17 protein-coding genes, 1 other RNA gene and 1 pseudogene are annotated in these 16525 nt (G+C 45.7%); 15 read left to right on the forward strand and 4 right to left on the reverse strand.

Features of this window, described 5'->3' with window-relative positions:
• Window positions 1-7: 7 nt before the first annotated feature.
• Window positions 8-883: an MBL fold metallo-hydrolase gene (locus tag MHI30_RS09490; RefSeq protein WP_237562717.1), complete on the reverse strand. Its 876-nt coding sequence runs from the start codon at window positions 881-883 to the stop codon at window positions 8-10.
• Window positions 884-1010: 127 nt separating this feature from the next.
• On the opposite strand from MHI30_RS09490, the gene sufU reads away from it, so the two are divergent.
• The 4 genes from sufU to MHI30_RS09510 all read left to right on the forward strand — a co-directional run bounded on the left by sufU (window position 1011) and on the right by MHI30_RS09510 (window position 3764).
• Window positions 1011-1442: a Fe-S cluster assembly sulfur transfer protein SufU gene (sufU, locus tag MHI30_RS09495; protein WP_075754450.1), complete on the forward strand. Its 432-nt coding sequence runs from the start codon at window positions 1011-1013 to the stop codon at window positions 1440-1442.
• A gap of 93 nt (window positions 1443-1535) precedes the next feature.
• Entirely contained in the window at window positions 1536-2003 is a 468-nt protein-coding gene (locus MHI30_RS09500; protein WP_075754452.1) for a Fur family transcriptional regulator, read from the forward strand.
• Window positions 2004-2116: 113 nt separating this feature from the next.
• Window positions 2117-2782, forward strand: a complete 666-nt coding sequence (locus MHI30_RS09505) for a GntR family transcriptional regulator (RefSeq protein ID WP_075754710.1) — start codon at window positions 2117-2119, stop codon at window positions 2780-2782.
• 7 nt (window positions 2783-2789) lie between these two features.
• Entirely contained in the window at window positions 2790-3764 is a 975-nt protein-coding gene (locus MHI30_RS09510) for a multidrug resistance efflux transporter family protein (protein ID WP_075754454.1), read from the forward strand.
• Between the two features lie 54 nt (window positions 3765-3818).
• On the opposite strand, the gene MHI30_RS09515 is transcribed toward MHI30_RS09510, so the two are convergent.
• Window positions 3819-4580: an N-acetylmuramoyl-L-alanine amidase gene (locus MHI30_RS09515; RefSeq protein ID WP_075754456.1), complete on the reverse strand. Its 762-nt coding sequence runs from the start codon at window positions 4578-4580 to the stop codon at window positions 3819-3821.
• Window positions 4581-4739: 159 nt separating this feature from the next.
• Between MHI30_RS09515 and ssrS the strand changes: the two genes are divergently transcribed.
• Window positions 4740-4923, forward strand: a non-coding RNA gene (gene ssrS / locus MHI30_RS09520) — 6S RNA.
• A gap of 187 nt (window positions 4924-5110) precedes the next feature.
• Here ssrS and MHI30_RS09525 read toward each other — a convergent pair.
• Together MHI30_RS09525 and MHI30_RS09530 are read right to left on the reverse strand one after the other, a co-directional pair.
• Window positions 5111-5596 (reverse strand): DMT family transporter, encoded by a 486-nt coding sequence (locus MHI30_RS09525; RefSeq protein WP_020451514.1) that lies wholly within the window; start codon window positions 5594-5596, stop codon window positions 5111-5113.
• 21 nt (window positions 5597-5617) lie between these two features.
• Window positions 5618-6067 (reverse strand): DMT family transporter, encoded by a 450-nt coding sequence (locus MHI30_RS09530; RefSeq protein WP_075754458.1) that lies wholly within the window; start codon window positions 6065-6067, stop codon window positions 5618-5620.
• A 409-nt stretch (window positions 6068-6476) separates the two neighbouring features.
• Here MHI30_RS09530 and MHI30_RS09535 point away from each other — a divergent pair.
• The 10 genes and pseudogenes from MHI30_RS09535 to MHI30_RS09580 all read left to right on the forward strand — a co-directional run.
• Window positions 6477-6599 (forward strand): annotated as a pseudogene (locus tag MHI30_RS09535) (hypothetical protein); the annotation flags it as partial.
• A 298-nt stretch (window positions 6600-6897) separates the two neighbouring features.
• The gene (locus MHI30_RS09540) at window positions 6898-7521 is read left to right on the forward strand and encodes a TetR/AcrR family transcriptional regulator (RefSeq protein ID WP_075754462.1); all 624 of its coding nucleotides are present in this window, start codon (window positions 6898-6900) and stop codon (window positions 7519-7521) included.
• Between the two features lie 2 nt (window positions 7522-7523).
• Complete coding sequence (locus tag MHI30_RS09545; protein WP_020451518.1) at window positions 7524-7910, forward strand: OsmC family protein; 387 nt, start codon at window positions 7524-7526, stop codon at window positions 7908-7910.
• Between the two features lie 32 nt (window positions 7911-7942).
• Window positions 7943-9292: a cytosine permease gene (locus MHI30_RS09550; RefSeq protein WP_075754464.1), complete on the forward strand. Its 1350-nt coding sequence runs from the start codon at window positions 7943-7945 to the stop codon at window positions 9290-9292.
• Window positions 9293-9316: 24 nt separating this feature from the next.
• Window positions 9317-11422: a hydantoinase/oxoprolinase family protein gene (locus tag MHI30_RS09555; protein ID WP_075754466.1), complete on the forward strand. Its 2106-nt coding sequence runs from the start codon at window positions 9317-9319 to the stop codon at window positions 11420-11422.
• Complete coding sequence (locus MHI30_RS09560; protein WP_075754468.1) at window positions 11419-12897, forward strand: hydantoinase B/oxoprolinase family protein; 1479 nt, start codon at window positions 11419-11421, stop codon at window positions 12895-12897. Before MHI30_RS09555 ends, MHI30_RS09560 begins: the two co-directional genes overlap by 4 nt.
• On the forward strand, window positions 12894-14633 hold the full coding sequence (locus tag MHI30_RS09565; protein WP_075754470.1) for a hydantoinase B/oxoprolinase family protein: 1740 nt from the start codon (window positions 12894-12896) through the stop codon (window positions 14631-14633). Before MHI30_RS09560 ends, MHI30_RS09565 begins: the two co-directional genes overlap by 4 nt.
• A 172-nt stretch (window positions 14634-14805) precedes the next feature.
• Window positions 14806-15240, forward strand: a complete 435-nt coding sequence (locus MHI30_RS09570; RefSeq protein WP_075754472.1) for a DUF2243 domain-containing protein — start codon at window positions 14806-14808, stop codon at window positions 15238-15240.
• A gap of 277 nt (window positions 15241-15517) precedes the next feature.
• Complete coding sequence (locus MHI30_RS09575) at window positions 15518-15694, forward strand: hypothetical protein (RefSeq protein WP_167564593.1); 177 nt, start codon at window positions 15518-15520, stop codon at window positions 15692-15694.
• Window positions 15695-15896: 202 nt separating this feature from the next.
• Window positions 15897-16433 (forward strand): SMI1/KNR4 family protein, encoded by a 537-nt coding sequence (locus MHI30_RS09580; RefSeq protein WP_081379942.1) that lies wholly within the window; start codon window positions 15897-15899, stop codon window positions 16431-16433.
• Window positions 16434-16525 lie beyond the last annotated feature (92 nt).

Consider the following 16525-nt stretch of genomic DNA (forward strand, 5'->3'; position numbering starts at 1 on the left):
CGCTGATTCAGCGAGTTTTCTTTTCATATTGGACAGGTTTCCATTGAAAAAGTGAGCCCTGCTTTTCGATTAACCCGAAACCAGGGTAGGGGAAATGACACCCGTGGAGCAGGACCTGTCCGTTATAAGCCTGCCGGGCCAGCAGTCTTCTTGTCTTTTCTCCCTCTATAGGGTCATGTTCAAGCGAAACCCGCAGCTTTGGATTGGAAATGCTTTCGGGAATATGAAATACGTCATTGGTGATCTGACAGACCCCGTCTTTTGTCTGTAATTCAATCGTCAGGTGTCCAGGTGTATGTCCGGGCGTATGGATCAGCTTCAGTCCGGGAAGCAGTTCGGTATCTTCTATCAGCAGCTTCAGAAGCGGCCGGACAGCGGAAAGAATGCGAAACTGTTCAGAAGCCGGCGTTTGTTTTGCGTACAGCCATTCTGCTTCACTGATCAGATGAACAGCGTTTGGAAAAGCGGGTTTCCCGTTATTCAGAAGACCTCCCGTATGATCTAAATGACTGTGTGACAAAATGACATAGTCTATGGAATCAGGCTTGATTCCCGCCTGTGTCAGGTGATGAATCAAGTATCCGCTTTCTTGTCCGCCTGTTTCGCCAAATCCCGTATCAATGAGCATCCGTTTTCCGTTCGTTTCCAGATAGATAAAGTTCAGCGCTACTTCAAATTCTTCAGGATAATGTTCTGCTTCATGAGGGTCTCCTCCCGCCAAAAAGAAATCCCTTGAAACTCGAAATGCTCCGTCAGATAAAATTGTCATTTGAAAAGAATCGAGTTGAATGCGGTCTGGCTCCTTCATAATAAATCCTTCCCCCTTTGCGTTTGACCAAGCTGCCTCTTTATTAGAAGAGGCAGCTTCATTGTGTCTTTTCATTTGCGATGAGCTGCTTGATCGGTTATCATTAAATCGTAATAATTACGATTTAACAACAGGAGTATAACTGAATCCGTTTGTTCTTTCAACCAAAATAAACTGTTCAACAGGGAAGGAGCATCATTTCATGCCGAAACTGGAAGAGCTGTATCGGTCCGTCATTATGGATCATGCAAGATACAGGCGAAATTTTCGAAAAATCGATAATCACGGCGCGAATTACGTCCACTACAAAAATCCAACGTGCGGTGATGTGATGACTTTGTTTATCGACATTAAAGATGAAAAGATCGAAGACGCAGCTTTTATCGGAGATGGGTGCAGCATCAGCATGGCTTCCTCATCAATCATGACTGAACTGATAAAAGGAAAGACGTTAAAAGAAGCCGGGCTAATGCGGGAAGCGATGGAGAATATGATCAGAAAAGGAGAAGAACCGGCAGAGGATCTACTGGGAGATGCCGTTTCCCTGATTGGCGTCCATCCGTTGCGTGCCCGTCATAACTGTGCCCTGATGCCGTGGCAGGCGCTCGATCGGATCAAGGAGAACGTTTACTAAATGAACATCACACCTAAAGCGCTCCGGTTCTAAGGCCGCCGGGTAAAGAATATCGGAAGATTCAAGGGAAAAAGGGGCAGTGACGAAAGAGGTATGGAAAACGAAACGAATGTAAAGCAGGAAGCGATGGCACAGCTTAAACGGAAAGGCATTCGAATGACGCCGCAGCGGCTGGCCATCTACCATTATTTTTTAGCAAACAGGAACCACCCCACAATAGCTGAAATTCAACAATCATTGAGGGAGATATATCCTGCCGTCAGTACAGCGACGATATACAACACTATCCGCTATTTTAAACAAGAGGGCCTTATAAAAGAAATGGGGTTTACCGAACCGCTTCGCTTTGATCTGGCTCTAGAGGAACATGAGCATGTCATATGCGAAGTATGCGGAAAGATCGTCGATTTTCATTGTCCGCAACTTGAGAAAGTGAAAGACGTTGCGGCACGGATGACCGGATTTAAAGTGACACATCACCGATTGGAACTGTACGGCATCTGCAAAGATTGCCAGGCGAAAAGAAAATACGCCGCTAAAGTGAAGGAGGTTAAAGGATGACAAAATCCTAAAACTATAAGCCGTTTTGGGATTTTGTCAACAATCTGAGAGCTTAGATAAAATCTAACCTCTTTTTAGTTGTGCATAAAACCAAAATCCGATATATTGGTTTTATGATGAAAAATAACATTAAACGAATCAAACGAATTTCGCTTCGGGAAGAAGTGTATCAAACGCTGAAGCGCACCATCGTACATTTAGAACTTAAGCCGGGGGAGCGCCTGCATGATCAGGAGCTTGCAGAGCAGTTTGGCATCAGTCGCACACCTGTCAGGGAGGCGCTCAAACGACTGGAAGATGAAGGACTTGTTGAAACTGTTCCGGGTTCAGCAACACGTGTAGCACCGTTAAATCGCGAGGAAGCTGAACATGCTTTTACAGTCACTGCAGCACTGCATGCGCTGGCTGTCAAGCTGTCGTTTCCTTTTTTAACGGATTCAGACCTTGATCAACTGGAGGCGCATAACAAAACGTTGCAGCAAGCGATTCAAAAAGAAGACATTATCGAAGCAATCGAATCGGATGCTGCTTTTCATGAGGTGTTTTTACAAGCATCAAAAAACCCGGAAATTACCCGGGCATTGGAGAGAATTTCTTCAAAAATTTACCGCCTTGAGATGTCTCAGTTTTCCTCGATCGGCAGCTTGAAATCTGTCGAACAGCATCAGAACATCATCGATGCCTGCAGACAGCGGGATCGGGATGCGGCCATCAGGCTTGCCGAGGAAAACTGGCTCAGTCTCGGAGACCGATTGGCCGGACATCAGGAAAAGGAGTGAGGGGATTGTGAGGCCGATTATACTGGGCGTTTTTGCAGCCTTCTTTTTTGCTTTTACATTCGTTTTAAACAGGGCGATGGAGCTTGAAGGGGGAAGCTGGATCTGGAGCGCATCGCTAAGATTTATCTTTATGGCGCCTCTTTTATTTGTCATTGTTTGGCTGAGGGGGAACGTAAAAGAGCTTTTTCAGGAAATCAAAAAAGCACCGGGCATTTGGCTGAGATGGAGCATCGTCGGCTTCGGCCTCTTTTATGCGCCGCTCTGTTTTGCGGCGGCTTACGGGCCGGGCTGGCTGATCGCAGGAACATGGCAAATCACGATTATTTCCGGCTCCCTTTTGGCGCCGCTTTTTTACGAAACCATCCAAACAAAAACAGGTCCCGTACAGATGAGGGGCAAAATTCCCTATAAAGGGCTGGCGATGTCGTTTATCATTTTAATCGGGGTGGCGCTGATGCAGGCTGAGCATGCGGCACAGCTTTCTTTGCATGAGATGCTGCTGTGCGTCGTGCCGGTTATGTTGGCTTCATTTGCATATCCGCTTGGGAACAGGAAAATGATGGAAGCATGCGCCGGGCGCCTTGATGCTTACCAGCGGGTATTGGGGATGACGCTGGCAAGCCTTCCGTTTTGGCTGATCCTCTCGCTGTACGGGCTGGCGTCGGCGGGTGCGCCCAGCCGGGGACAAGTCATTCAGTCAGGTTTGGTGGCTGTCTTTTCCGGAATATGCGCAACTGTGCTGTTCTTTGCCGCAACCGATCTTGTAAAAGGGGATATGCGAAAATTAGGGGCTGTCGAGGCCACACAATCGTTTGAAGTGCTGTTTGCTGCCGCTGGTGAAATTTTGCTTCTTTCAAGTCCGCTTCCTGGTGCCATCTCATGGAGCGGCATGGCTCTTGTGATTATCGGAATGGTGTTGAACAGCCATGCATCGAATCAAACGCAAAAGCCGGCGGTTCAAAGTAAAGCTGCAAAAGCATGAAAAAAGCCTGCGATCTATACGAGACAGATCGCGGGCTTTTCTTGATGATTGTCCCTATTCCTGGTAAATGAAAGCGTCAAATCCGGCGTTTTTGGCTTGCTGAACGAGCGCTTCGGCATTTTCTTTTGAAGAAAAAGCGCCAATTTGCACTTTGTAAAGGCTGTCCCTGTAAATCACAAGGGCATCAAACCCTTTCGCTTCCGCTTGAGCGGCAAGCGAATCGGCGTTGGCTTTGGTCCTGAAAGCGCCGATCTGCACTTTATAGAGAGCTGCGGCGTTTTTGGAAAGGTTAAATGCCCTTGCGAGTCCGTTGGCGTGGCCTCTGGCAATGGATTGAATAAACGCGGAAGACTTCAGTTTCTCGGCGTCGCTTGTATTGTCTACAAAGCCATTTTCCGTAAGGAGTGCGGGCATGGCTGTTTCTCTTAGTACATGAAAATTGGCCGTTTTCTTGCCGCGATCCCTGAAATCGACAACTTTTAAAATCTCTTCATGCATGATATCCTGATAGGTGGTGGTAGGTGCGCCGACGCCGGGATAAATGTAATCCTCGAAACCTGTCCCGCCCCCGGCATTCATGTGAATCGATAGAAAGTAGTCCGCTCCCCAGCTGTTCGCGGCGTTCGTGCGTTGCGTCAGACTGACGGTTTGGTCGCTTGTCCTGCTCAACAGGACTGAAACATTTTGATATTCATTCAGCAGCATGTTTCTTAAAGCCAAGGCGGTTTGCAATGTTAACTGTTTTTCTTGCAAACCATTAGCTGAAGCACCTGTATCAGTCCCGCCATGGCCGGGATCGATAAAAATTTTTACCACAAGACATCACCTCAATAGACAGTCTATGAACAGATGGACGTGAAGGGTTGTACGATCGCCACAAGATTGCAGAATTTTGTAAATATTCAACTTATTATAGAGCGTCATATTCTCTTCAGGCAAGAGGTTGCATTTTGAATGTTTTTATCATATAATTCAATTACGCTGCATTGTACGTAATGATAATTAAGTTTTAACCTTTAAGCTGTAATAGGGAGTTTTATATCGGAACCGGAATGTCATGCCTTCCTCGAAAGGACGACAGGAACGTTTCTGCAGACACCCACTTTGAGGAGTGTGGTTTAAAACTTTCTTACTTGCATACGGCAATTGCAGCACTTCACTTAAGTCATTTGAATAAAATGGCTTTTTTTATTTGCTTAAAATAGGTTTACTATAAATGTTTTATGTAAACTAACTTGCTGTAAATAAAGGGCGGTGTCCGCCCTTTTATTCATTTTAAAGTGAATGCTGTCAAGTAAAACGAATGCCTGAATTCCAGCAGGCAGAAGGTGCAAAAATGGCTGGCATCAAAAATGCTGAATGATGATAATTCCCGTGATCATCAGGACAATTCCCAGCATGCGCTGCACATTCAAGCGGTGTTTGGGGGTTCCGAACCATCCAAAATGATCGATGATGAGGGCAATGATCATTTGGCCGCTTAAAGCCAAAACAACAGTAAGCGACGCTCCGACAATCGGCAAAAGTAAAATATTGGATGTAATAAAGATGACGCCAAGTATTCCGCCAGTCCAGAGCCACCAAGGGCTGCCCGTGATAAAGGTTTTTGCTGTATGTAAATTGTTTAAATGAAATAACCGCCGATGTTCAATGATCGACGTAAGAAAGAGAAGAATGACCATTCCGACCAAAAACGAAATAAGTGAAGCGATAAAAGGTGATTGGAGAGCATTTCTCAGCTCTGAATTAATAGATGTTTGAATCGGTGATGCCATTCCGGCAAAAAGCCCGAGCATCATGTAAAGAAAAACGTTCATAGTGTTGTTTTTCATTGGTGATAAACTCCCTTGCTATTAATATTTTTTGATAATGAAAACCCCGGAGATGATGAACAAAATGCCGATGATTCTTGGAAAGTTTAATTCATGAACGGGAATATGAAACCATCCGAAGTGATCGATGGCCAGAGCCATCACCATCTGCCCAAGCAAAGTGACAACAACCGTCAGTGCTGATCCAAGGCGCGGAAGCAACAAAATATTTGAAGTTAAATAAAAAACGCCTAAACATCCGCCTCCAATGAGGATCCACAAGGGGATGGAAGGGAGAAGTCCGATGATAGACAAAAAATGGCGCTCTGTCACTAAGGCGACAATGAGCAGGATAAGCGTCCCGGCAAAAAAAGATATGGCCGCCGCCCCGTAAGGCGAACCGATCTTCATGCCCAGCCGTGAATTAATTGAGGTTTGAACAGGAATGGCCATTCCGGCCAAAATGCCGGCTATTAGTATTAAAATGATCATATTTTTAAAAACTCCTTTTTGCGGTAATTGGAACGATTATTTCAAAGCTGAAAGTCTTGCTGTTTTTGAGGGACACTTTGTATTTTGGCGAAAAGGAGTTCATGATGCAAGTGCTGATTGATGAAAAGAATTCAAAATTTGCAGCTTTGTATCTATATCATTTTTCTTTTATGAAAATAATCTTGTAGCGATAAAAAAACCAAAGAGGGCTCCGGCTGAGTTCTCTTTGGTTTTTTCAAGTCCGGTTCCTCGTGTTCAAAGCCGTAAAATCTCTCCATAAAAAGTAAGTTGGAATCCCGGCAAAATTCCGCTCATCCAAATCGAACACGCAAATTTTTAAGAAAGAAGAATTGTTAAACTGAAAAAAGTCCTATAAACTACAAGTAATATTTTGTTAGGGGGTGGGAACGTGTTCAACGAAAGAGAGGCGCTCCGATTAAGACTGGAACAACTGAACAATGCCGAGATACAAGCCATACGCGAACTCCAAAATGAGCGGAAAGACATTTATTCCAGGCTGCGGGAATTAGATTGTCTAAAAGTTTCATCATCACATCATAAAAAAACGTTATTAGAATTAGTCGATGAAACTGCAAATCTCTTGAAAAAATAAACCGAAAGCCGTTTGATCCAGTGGCCGTGAGAGGGATGAAAGAATGAAATAGAGGTTTTACTTTGCTCATATTTTGCAATTGCGCGAAAAATGGAAAGGTTAGCAACTTGACTAGGAAAAGAACATTGTATAAGATTATTCTTACAAATCCAATAGGAATAACGGCCCTAAAACTGACTGACTTGTCAATCGAGATTCAGGGTAAGGAGGGAAACACTTGGGAAATACGGATACAAGAGAGGAATTGCTACATATTGCGCTTGAGATTTTTGCTACGAAAGGATATCACGCGACAAAAATTTCAGACATCGTAAAACAGGCCGGCGTTGCACAGGGAACTTTTTACTGGCACTTCAAAAGCAAAGAAGAAATCGCCAAGGAAATCATAGACAAGGGGAAAGAAAACCTTCTTGCAGCCATTCATCAAGGCTACAGGCAGACGTTTGCTCTTACAGATGACATGATCCAATCCACGACAGCCCTTATGAAAAGAATTTTTACGTTTGCACAGGAGAACCGACACTTAATGACGTTTTTATTAGTCAAGGGACAAGGCGCCGATCCGGAAATCAGGGAGGCAATCGAAGAGGCGCTGATCAGTGTTGAACAAGCATTTAAAAAGAATATCCAAAGGGCTACAGAGCTTGGCATGCTAAATTCCTCCCATAATACTGATCTGCAGGCCACCATGTTAACAAGTCTTGTGTTGGGCACACTATCAAAATGGCTGTTTGGGCCAAAGCATGATCTGAATTATGTTCCTAAGTTTTCGGTTGATGAAATGACTGAAGAATTGGTTCATTTTGAATTTTTCGGGCTGATTGGCCAAAGGAGGAATTAAATTTGTCTATTATTCAAAAAACGAATGGAGAGTTTGGGATTTTTCATGAAGCCGGTATGCAGGCCAAGGGATCTTTCACTCCGAATTCAGACGGCCTTTCGCCGATTGAACTGTTGGAAGCTTCATTAGGGATGTGTATCACCATTTCTTTGCAAAGGATGTTTGAAAGGGACGGCATAGAGGTGCAGGAGGATGAGTTTTCAGTTTCTGTTTCCGCCGCTAAAGCGCCCGATGGCCCGTCCCGTGTTGAAAAATGTACGGTTAGCGTCAAATTGCCCGAGCATCTTCCGACCGACTATAAAAAGAAATTAATCACCTCTGCTGAAAGGGCATGTACAATCGGCAATACGTTAAAACGAGGGGTAACGATTGATACGAATATGGTGTAACAACCTACATGATGAAAAGAAGGAGCATGAAAATGGAAAACAACAGTAAAAAACCTTCCTATACAAATGCTGATGATTTTGCTGTTACATCAGTGCCTGAAAATAAGAGAAAATCGATTTTTAATATTACGATTACAAGCTGTGCCTGGATTATCTCATTGTCGACGATTGTGACTGGAGGAGCGCTGATCCAGGGATTGAATTTTGCGCATGCCGTTTTGGCTGCCGTCTTAGGTATGCTGATTATTGCGGTCTATGGCTTTTTTCAAGGTGTAATGGGTGCAAAATACGGAATATCGACAACTGTTCTTGCCCGTCAGGCATTTGGACGCTACGGATCGGGCCTTTTTGGAATCGTCTTGGCGCTGACGCTGGGAATCGGCTGGTTTGGCTGGCAGGTTGCTTTTTTCGGCACGACCATTTCTGAAATGTTTCCGGGTGTTTGGCTTGCAAAGCCTGAAGTCGCCATCGTTTGGGGCGGTATGTTAATGATCCTTACCGCTTTTATAGGATATCGCGGACTTGCCGCTTTAAGCTTTATCGCTGTACCTTTAGTCGTCATCTTTTCTATATGGGGCATCGTGAGTGCTGTCAATTATTCTGGAAGCTGGCATAACTTGCTGACGTTTCATCCGACAGGGGACCCTATGACGATATTTGCCGGAATTACAATCGTAGTTGGAAATGCTGCATTAGGTGCGGTTGTTTTTCCTGATGTGACGAGATATGCAAAAGGAGCGGTTTCAGGAGGAATAGGTGCGTCTGTCGGTTATTTCCTTGGAGGTGTTTTCTGTCTTGTTGCAGGAGCGGCAATGGCCATTGCTGCGAATGTTCCGGATATCGGGTCAACACCGAATATTCCTGCCGCGATGAGCAAGCTCGGGCTTGGATTTTTGGCATTTTTCATCATCGTTTTTGCACAGTGGACGACGAATGATAACAATTTGTATACCGGATCTCTGGGGCTTCGCAATGTTGTGAACATTCCTAAGAAAGCACTTGTGGCGATCATGGGCGTGATCGGCATCATCATTGCATTATTAGGTGTCCAAAATATGTTTGTGCCATTCTTAACATTTTTAGGTTTGTATGTTCCGCCGATCGCAGGAGTGATGATCGCCGATCATTGGATCACAGCACCTGTCATCAAGAAAATACAATATCGATTCGGGGCTGGAACAACTTATTCGAAGCTGAATGTTGCGGCGATTCTTTCGGTGATCATCGGAGGTTTTACCGCTTCAAAGGTAACGTTCGGCATCGGACCGATTAACTCTACTGTACTTGCATTTTTGATTTATATCGTTTTTACATTTATTTTCACAAAATTAAATCTCCGTTACGAAATCGGAGAAGCGACAGAGGAATCGTCTGGTTTTTAAGCGGATAAGGAGGAAAGGTTTTCAATGATGAATGAAAAAAACCAATGGGTATTTGGAATTGATGTCGGCGGGACGTTTACAGATTTAGTGGCTGTCAACAAGGGAGGGAAAATGGTTTCGACGAAGACGCCTTCAACCCCTGATCAGTCTGATGGTGTCATGAACGGGATTAAAAAAATGGCTGAAATCATCGGAATAGATTTAAAGGATCTGTTAGCCAACAGTCCATTGGTGGTCCATGGAACAACAGTTGCCACTAACGCTTTGCTGGAATATAACGGAGCAAAGGTGGGGCTTCTCACAACGGAAGGCTTTCGGGACGAAATCGAATTCCGCCGCGCGTACAAAGAAAGCGTGTTTTCTCCGCGCTTGGAAGCCCCTTATCAAATTGTCCCAAGAAGGTATCGTGTGGGGATTCCTGAACGACTGGATCATACGGGAAATATCGTAACTGTGCTTGATGAAGAAGCCGTCCGCCGGGCAGTCCGCGGGTTTATCCAAGAGGGGATCGAGGCGGTTGCTGTTTGCTTTCTGTTCAGCTTCATGAATCCTTCGCACGAAATCCGCGTTAAAGAGATTATTCATGAGGAAGCTCCCGGCATGTTTGTATCGTTATCATATGAAGTGCTGCCGCAGATTCGGGAATTTGAACGGGTGAGCACGACCATTGTCAACGCGTTTACCGGCCCTTCCATGCAAAGCTACTTGAACCATCTTGACGAACGGCTTCGCGAAGCCGGATTTGCCGGAGAACTGTTTGTCATGCAATCTAACGGCGGGGTGCAAAATGTCATTCAAAGCGGAAAATTTGCCGCAGGAGGCCTTCTCTCAGGTCCAGCCGGAGGAGTGACGGCTGCTTCCTTTATCGGAGAAAAATCGGGCTACGAGAACGTCATTACCGTAGACATGGGCGGAACAAGCTACGATGTCTCGGTTATCGAAAAGTTAAATCCGGCAATCACGACTGAGAACTGGATCAGCAGATACCGGGTTGCCTTGCCGATGATGGATATTCACACGATCGGCTCCGGCGGCGGAAGTATCGCCTGGATTGACAGCGGCGGAGCTTTACAAGTCGGCCCGCGAAGCGCAGGCTCCAATCCGGGGCCGGCCTGCTACGGAAGAAGCGGAGAAGAACCGACAGTTACGGACGTGAATGTTTTCTTAGGCTATATTAACCCTGATAACTTTCTAGGCGGAGAAATGAAGCTTGACCGTTCACTGGCTGAAAAGGCGATCCGCACACGAATTGCCGAACCGCTCGGAATTTCGACAGTGGAAGCCGCTCTTGCGATCTCACAAATCGTCAATAGCGATATGTCAAATGCAGTCCACTTTGTGACGACACAACGGGGTCATGATCCAAGGAATTTCGCCCTAATGGCTGTCGGCGGCGCCGGAGCCATCCATGCAGGCAAGCAGGCGGAAGACCTCGGCATTAAAACCGTTATTGTTCCGTCCCTTGCCCCGGTCTTCTGTGCGCTCGGCGATGTGGCAGCAAACCTTAAAGTAACGGAGCTCAGGACACGCTTTGAAAGTCTGAAAAACGTTGATCTGCAAGCGATGAATGCCGATTTTGAAAAGATGGAACAGACGGCCCGCGAAAAACTTGGAGGCCAGTCGGTCACCAATCAATATGAAACCCGCCGCTTTATCGATATGCGCTACGCCGGGGAAGTCCATGAAGTCACCGTACCGGTAAAATCGAGGACGCGGAGAATTACAGAATTGAATCTTGAAGCAACGGCGGCAGATTTCCATGACCTTCATGAAAGAATGTTTGCCCATAAAGATCCCGAGCACGACATTGAAATTTTAAATCTCCGCCTTGACCTGGTTGGGGTCAGAGAGCCGTTAAAGCTTAAGGAGGAGCCGTTTGAGCAGGAGGACTCTTCAAAAGCGAAAACAGGTGAACGCGAGATGTATTTTGACATCGAACCGACGAGGACGCCTATTTTCAACGGATCAATGCTTGAGCCGGGCAACTTGATTGTCGGTCCTGCCATCATTGAGCAATGGGGTACGACCATTGTTGTTTATCCGGGACATGAGGCGCTAATCGATTCTTACCGCAACTGTGTCATTGAAGTAAAGCACTCTCAACAGGCGACTAGAGGTGGAAATGCATGATCCAAGCTCAAATTCTTTATAGCAAGCTGCAATCGATCGGCAGAGAAGTCGGGGATAATTTGCAGCGAATCTCCCGTTCTCCTTTGCTTTCGCAAGACCGGGCATTTGCTACAGCGATTTTTACGAATGAGCTGAAAATCGCGGTTCAACATCAATATGAGCCTGAACATTTGTTCGCCTTAAAAGAAAGCGTGGAAAATCTGTTCGACTATTTTTCATTTGATATCGCAGATGGAGATGTGTTGCTCGTCGCAGATCCATACAGCGGCGGAACGAAAGGACAGTCGCTCACCATGGCGGCGCCGTTATTCCTTGAAGGGGAGCTCGTACTCTTCCCCGCTGTCCGCGCTCAGATGATCGATTTGGCCGGCGAGTATCCGGGCGGCTTCCATCCCGATGCATTTGAAGTTTGGCAGGAAAATATCAGAATTACACCGGTGAAGCTTTATAAGCAAGGTGTTCTGCAGACCGATATTCTTCGTTTCTTATTATCAAACAGCCGGGTGCCCGCTTCTTTTAAAGCGGATTTGGAAGCGATGTATACATGTTTGCATGGCGCCAAACAGCAATTGAAAACGTTTCTTGGCAGCTACGGCCAAAAAACAGTGACCGAATCGATCGACGGCATGTTTGAATACAGCCGCAAAAGGGTTGAGCATCATGTCTCTCACCTGCCTGAAACTGAAATGAGCGCTGTCCAGGAGTTTGAAGTTTCCAAAGGAAGCAAGAGTACAATTCATGTGCAAATCTCAAAGAAGGACGATGCGGTTGAGATCGATTTGAGCAGATCATCGGCGCAATCCGTAAAGCCGGTTAATTCGCCTGCCGCTTTAACGAAGGCGTTTGCCGTTTGGCCGTTCCTGGCGAGGATTGCCGATGAAATACCGATCAACGAGGGAACGCTTCAACCTTTTCAAACGAAGACGAGGCTGGGAACGATTTTGGATCCGGAATTTCCTGCAGCGACAGCATTAGCTCCAAGCATTACCGGCCATTTCATCGCTGAAGCGGTATATAAAGCCATTCAAAACGGACAAGGGACGAATGAAGAATTTCCGCCGATTTACGGGACAGGTCCGCAGGCCGTTTTTTATCCGGAGCTTGGCGCGGAAGCTGAAACGAAATCAATCGTTCTGGCGCCCGGGTATCCTTCAGCTTCAAATGGCTTCGGGCCGCCTGCTTTATTTGGCCAACGGATGCTTGTCTCTGCAGAGGAATTGGAGCTTTACCACGGTTTTAAAATGGTTTCCCGGGAGTGGACGGACAGTGGGGAGGAAATGAAAGTGTCTCTGCTTAACCAGGAGGACGATATTTATTTCAACCTTCTTCTGCCTTTTAGTGAAAGGGGAGAATACGGGTCTCTGTCAAGAACGGGAGATCATGACGAAATCTTTTATGAAAGCACGGTAAACCAACATGTGAAAAAAGGCGAGCTCCTCGTCTTTACGTACTCTCAAAAGGAGGAGCAGCTATGATTAATCAGGACTTTATTCTATCACAGGTGGTCGGCGGTTCTCTTGATGCGGTTGCCAGGGAAATGAGCGCCACTGTTACGAGAACGGCCCGTTCCCCATTGTTTAACGAAGCGCACGATTTTACGACGGGCGTCTTTGACCTTTCCGGCAAAAAATCGCGCCTCGTCGCGCAAGCCCCGGGCTGTACGCTGCACCTTTATGCGGTAGTAGGCGCAGTTGACCATTTATTGGACGCCTTTCGGTACGATCTTCACCCCGGAGATATTCTTCTGGTGAATGATCCGTATCATGGAGGCTCACACAGCCTTGACTGGACAATCGTCATGCCGGTTTTTTATAATCGCAAGCCGATCCTGCTCCCTGCTGTCCGAAGCCATATGGCCGATAATGGAGGTCCGGTTGCCGGAGGGTACAATCCGCGCTCAAAAGACATTTGGCATGACGGCCTGCGGATTCCGCCATTAAAAATTTATGAGCGGGGAGAAAAGCGCAGGGATGTGTTCGATTTAATCGTTGCAAACAACCGGCTTTCCCATTGGCTTGAAGGCGACTTAAATGCGATGATCGGGGCATGCAAGGTCGCTGCCTCCCGAATCCAAACGATGCTGGATAAGTATGGCGCCGAAAAGGTGATTACGGCCATTGACAACCGGATTCAATATACAGAAAACAGGGTTCGCGATGAAATCACCAGCTGGCCGGACGGCACCTATGTCGGTGAAACATTTGCTGACCACGACTTTCAAGGCAACCGCGATATTAAGGTTCGCGCAACGGTGACTGTCAAAGGCAGCGATCTTCACATTGACTTTACCGGCTCCTCTCCGCAAGTAAAGGGCTTCATCAACAGTCCGCTCTCAAATACGACTTCTTTTGCTTTTGTCGGTATTTCGACTTGCTGTGATGAGGATATTCCGATCAATGAAGGATATATGAATCCGGTAACAGTAACTGCGCCTGTAGGAACAGTTGTGAACCCGCAGCTGCCGGCACCGTGCGGACACGCGACTGCGTGCGTAGGAGCAGAAATAGCCGAAGCTGTTCTTCAGGCCATTTCCCAATGTGCGCCAAAACGCGTCGGAGTGAACGCCCATAAGCTTCCTCTCGCCTATTCTCACGGAAAATACGACGACGGGAAGCCGTGGGTGAACCTGAATTTTTACGGCTATACCGGCGGTGCGGGGGCTGCATACGAAACGGACGGATGGGGGCTTTATCCTCCCGTTATGACAGGAGTTATTCTTCCATCGATTGAAATGACTGAAGTTCAATACCCGAGCCGTGTATTAAAGCATGAATATACGAGCGATTTTACGGGTGCAGGCCGATGGAGAGGAACCCCCGGGCTGGATGTTCAGATCCAGCACTTAAAGGAAAGCCGCACAAGCGTCATGATGGCAGGGGTCCGAAATACAACAAAAGGCTTCTGCGGAGCTGGCGATGCACCAAGCAACAAGGTGATCGTCGGGTATGGAACAGACGAAGCCAGAGAAATCGCGGAAACCGCTTTTGAAGTCAAAATGCCTGCGGGCGGCATCATCCAATTTTACCGTGCAGGCGGCGGAGGCTGGGGAAATCCGCTGGAACGTGAACCGGAAAAGGTGCTGGACGACGTCTTCAACGAGTTTGTCAGCATTGAATCAGCATTGCAAGATTACGGTGTCGTAATTGACCCTGAGACACTTACCATTAACGAAATGGAAACAAAACGTGTGCGGGCTTCCCGCCTTTCATAAATAAAAAAGCTGATCTGAAAGGAATGAAGACACCTTTTCGGATCAGCTTTTTAAATACTTATATGGTAAAAAGAGGATAATCGCTTTCGGGAGAGAATGTAAACATAACCGGTTTGATCTTTTAAGCCGGCGGGTACATAACAGATTAGCAAATAAAAGGAGGACAAATCATATGAGAAACAAAAAAGCGTTTTGGGGACCTTTTCTGTTCGGTGTGGGTATCATCGCCATGATCGACGGCATCGTTTTTCACCAATTGCTTCAATGGCACAGCGTGTACATGGACACAGACCGCTCTCACCAAATTATGAGCGACGGACTGTTCCATCTGTTTTCGCTCGTCATCCTTTTTATCGGCGGGATCCTGCTGTGGAACAGAGGTGACCTGAGCAGCAGCCGGCCGCAGCACATCTTTTGGGGAGCCTCTTTGCTGGGGGCGGGCTGGTTTAATTTCCTTGAGGGCATCATCAATCATCATCTTCTTCAGATTCACCACGTCAACCCGCTAAGCCCGAACCGCCTCTTATTCGACCTTGCCTATGACGCATCAGGCCTTTTGATCATTCTGGCCGGATGGCTGATCTACAGAAAAGGCAAACAAAAATAAATAATTGGTTTGACCGCACAATTATTTCTCGGGAAAGCGCAGGTTTCAACAAGACCTGCCCTGTTTTTGTCAAAATTTGAAGAAATAAAAAAACTCCATTTTAAAAATTGATGTGATCAGTAACCGCCGCTTGAGTAAGTCGTTTTATGTAAACAAGTTTTTAAAATGCGGCAAAGTGCAACTGTTCACATCAAGCAAAAAAGGGGTTCAGATATTCAATGGAAAAAAAGTGTTCATATCGTTTGACTGGCATCTTTTAAGAGGAGGTTTATATTAAATGTTAAGTGTGCTGCTGCCTAATTTGCTTATCCTTTCTGCTATCATTTTATTTTTATATTACATGATCGTATTGATAAAGGAAAACAAGATAAATCGCAAACAAAACGAAGAAACTCAACAGTTGCTTAGGGAGATATTAAAGGAAGTGAAAAGCAAAGATTTAGAGCAAAAATAAAAGATATTATATTTCTGGAGTGATTTAGTTGTGCTTCAGAGGAAACATTTGAGGATAAGACTGCACCGTGAAAGTCGGGGTGAGATTTGCAAGGAGGCTATTTCATGCAGCTATTGGTTTGCTGCAGTTTACCCCTAAACCTTTAAATAAAAATAACCTTAATTTTTGGATATACTTAATAGAAACTTATGATGATTACGGAATCCCGAGCAATTTGTTTCCTCTACAAATAGAGGTGCATGGAGTCATTAGGAGCCTTGGCTCTGAAGGTGAAATTACAGATGCTCTTGTCACATTCTCTGACAGCGGAGCTTCCCAAAACGATATACGCGCTTTCGAATCACATCATCAATTAACTCTTCCTGATGATTATCAAAAATTCTTAACTTTACATAATGGGGCTAGAATTTTTGATATTCTTTTAGATGGAGTGAATATTGGCGGAGGTCTGCATTTATTTAACCTCAACGAAATCGACACAGAACTAAAAGATGAAGAATTGTATGAGGATGTTAGCGGTATTCCAATTGGACATTTGCTGGAAGAGTGCGACCTAATGATTGACAGAGACAGGCTCAAGGAAGGAGATCCCAACTACCTTTATCTACTTGAGGATGGTCTTGAGTATAAGCCTCTCGATTTAAATTTTGAGATATTTTTAGACCGATATGTTATGTGTCATGGGCAGCCATTTTGGGAGTGGAGATATTACACAGCGGAAAATTATTATAGAACATGACGATCGGATTTCTGGTCGTCTTTTTTGAATAGGTTTTTTATCCTAATTCCAAGGATTCATTTTCATGGATGATCAGGATTTATTCCCCAATT

The sequence above is a fragment of the Bacillus sp. FSL L8-0528 genome (assembly GCF_038593085.1).
Lineage (GTDB): Bacteria > Bacillota > Bacilli > Bacillales > Bacillaceae > Bacillus > Bacillus paralicheniformis.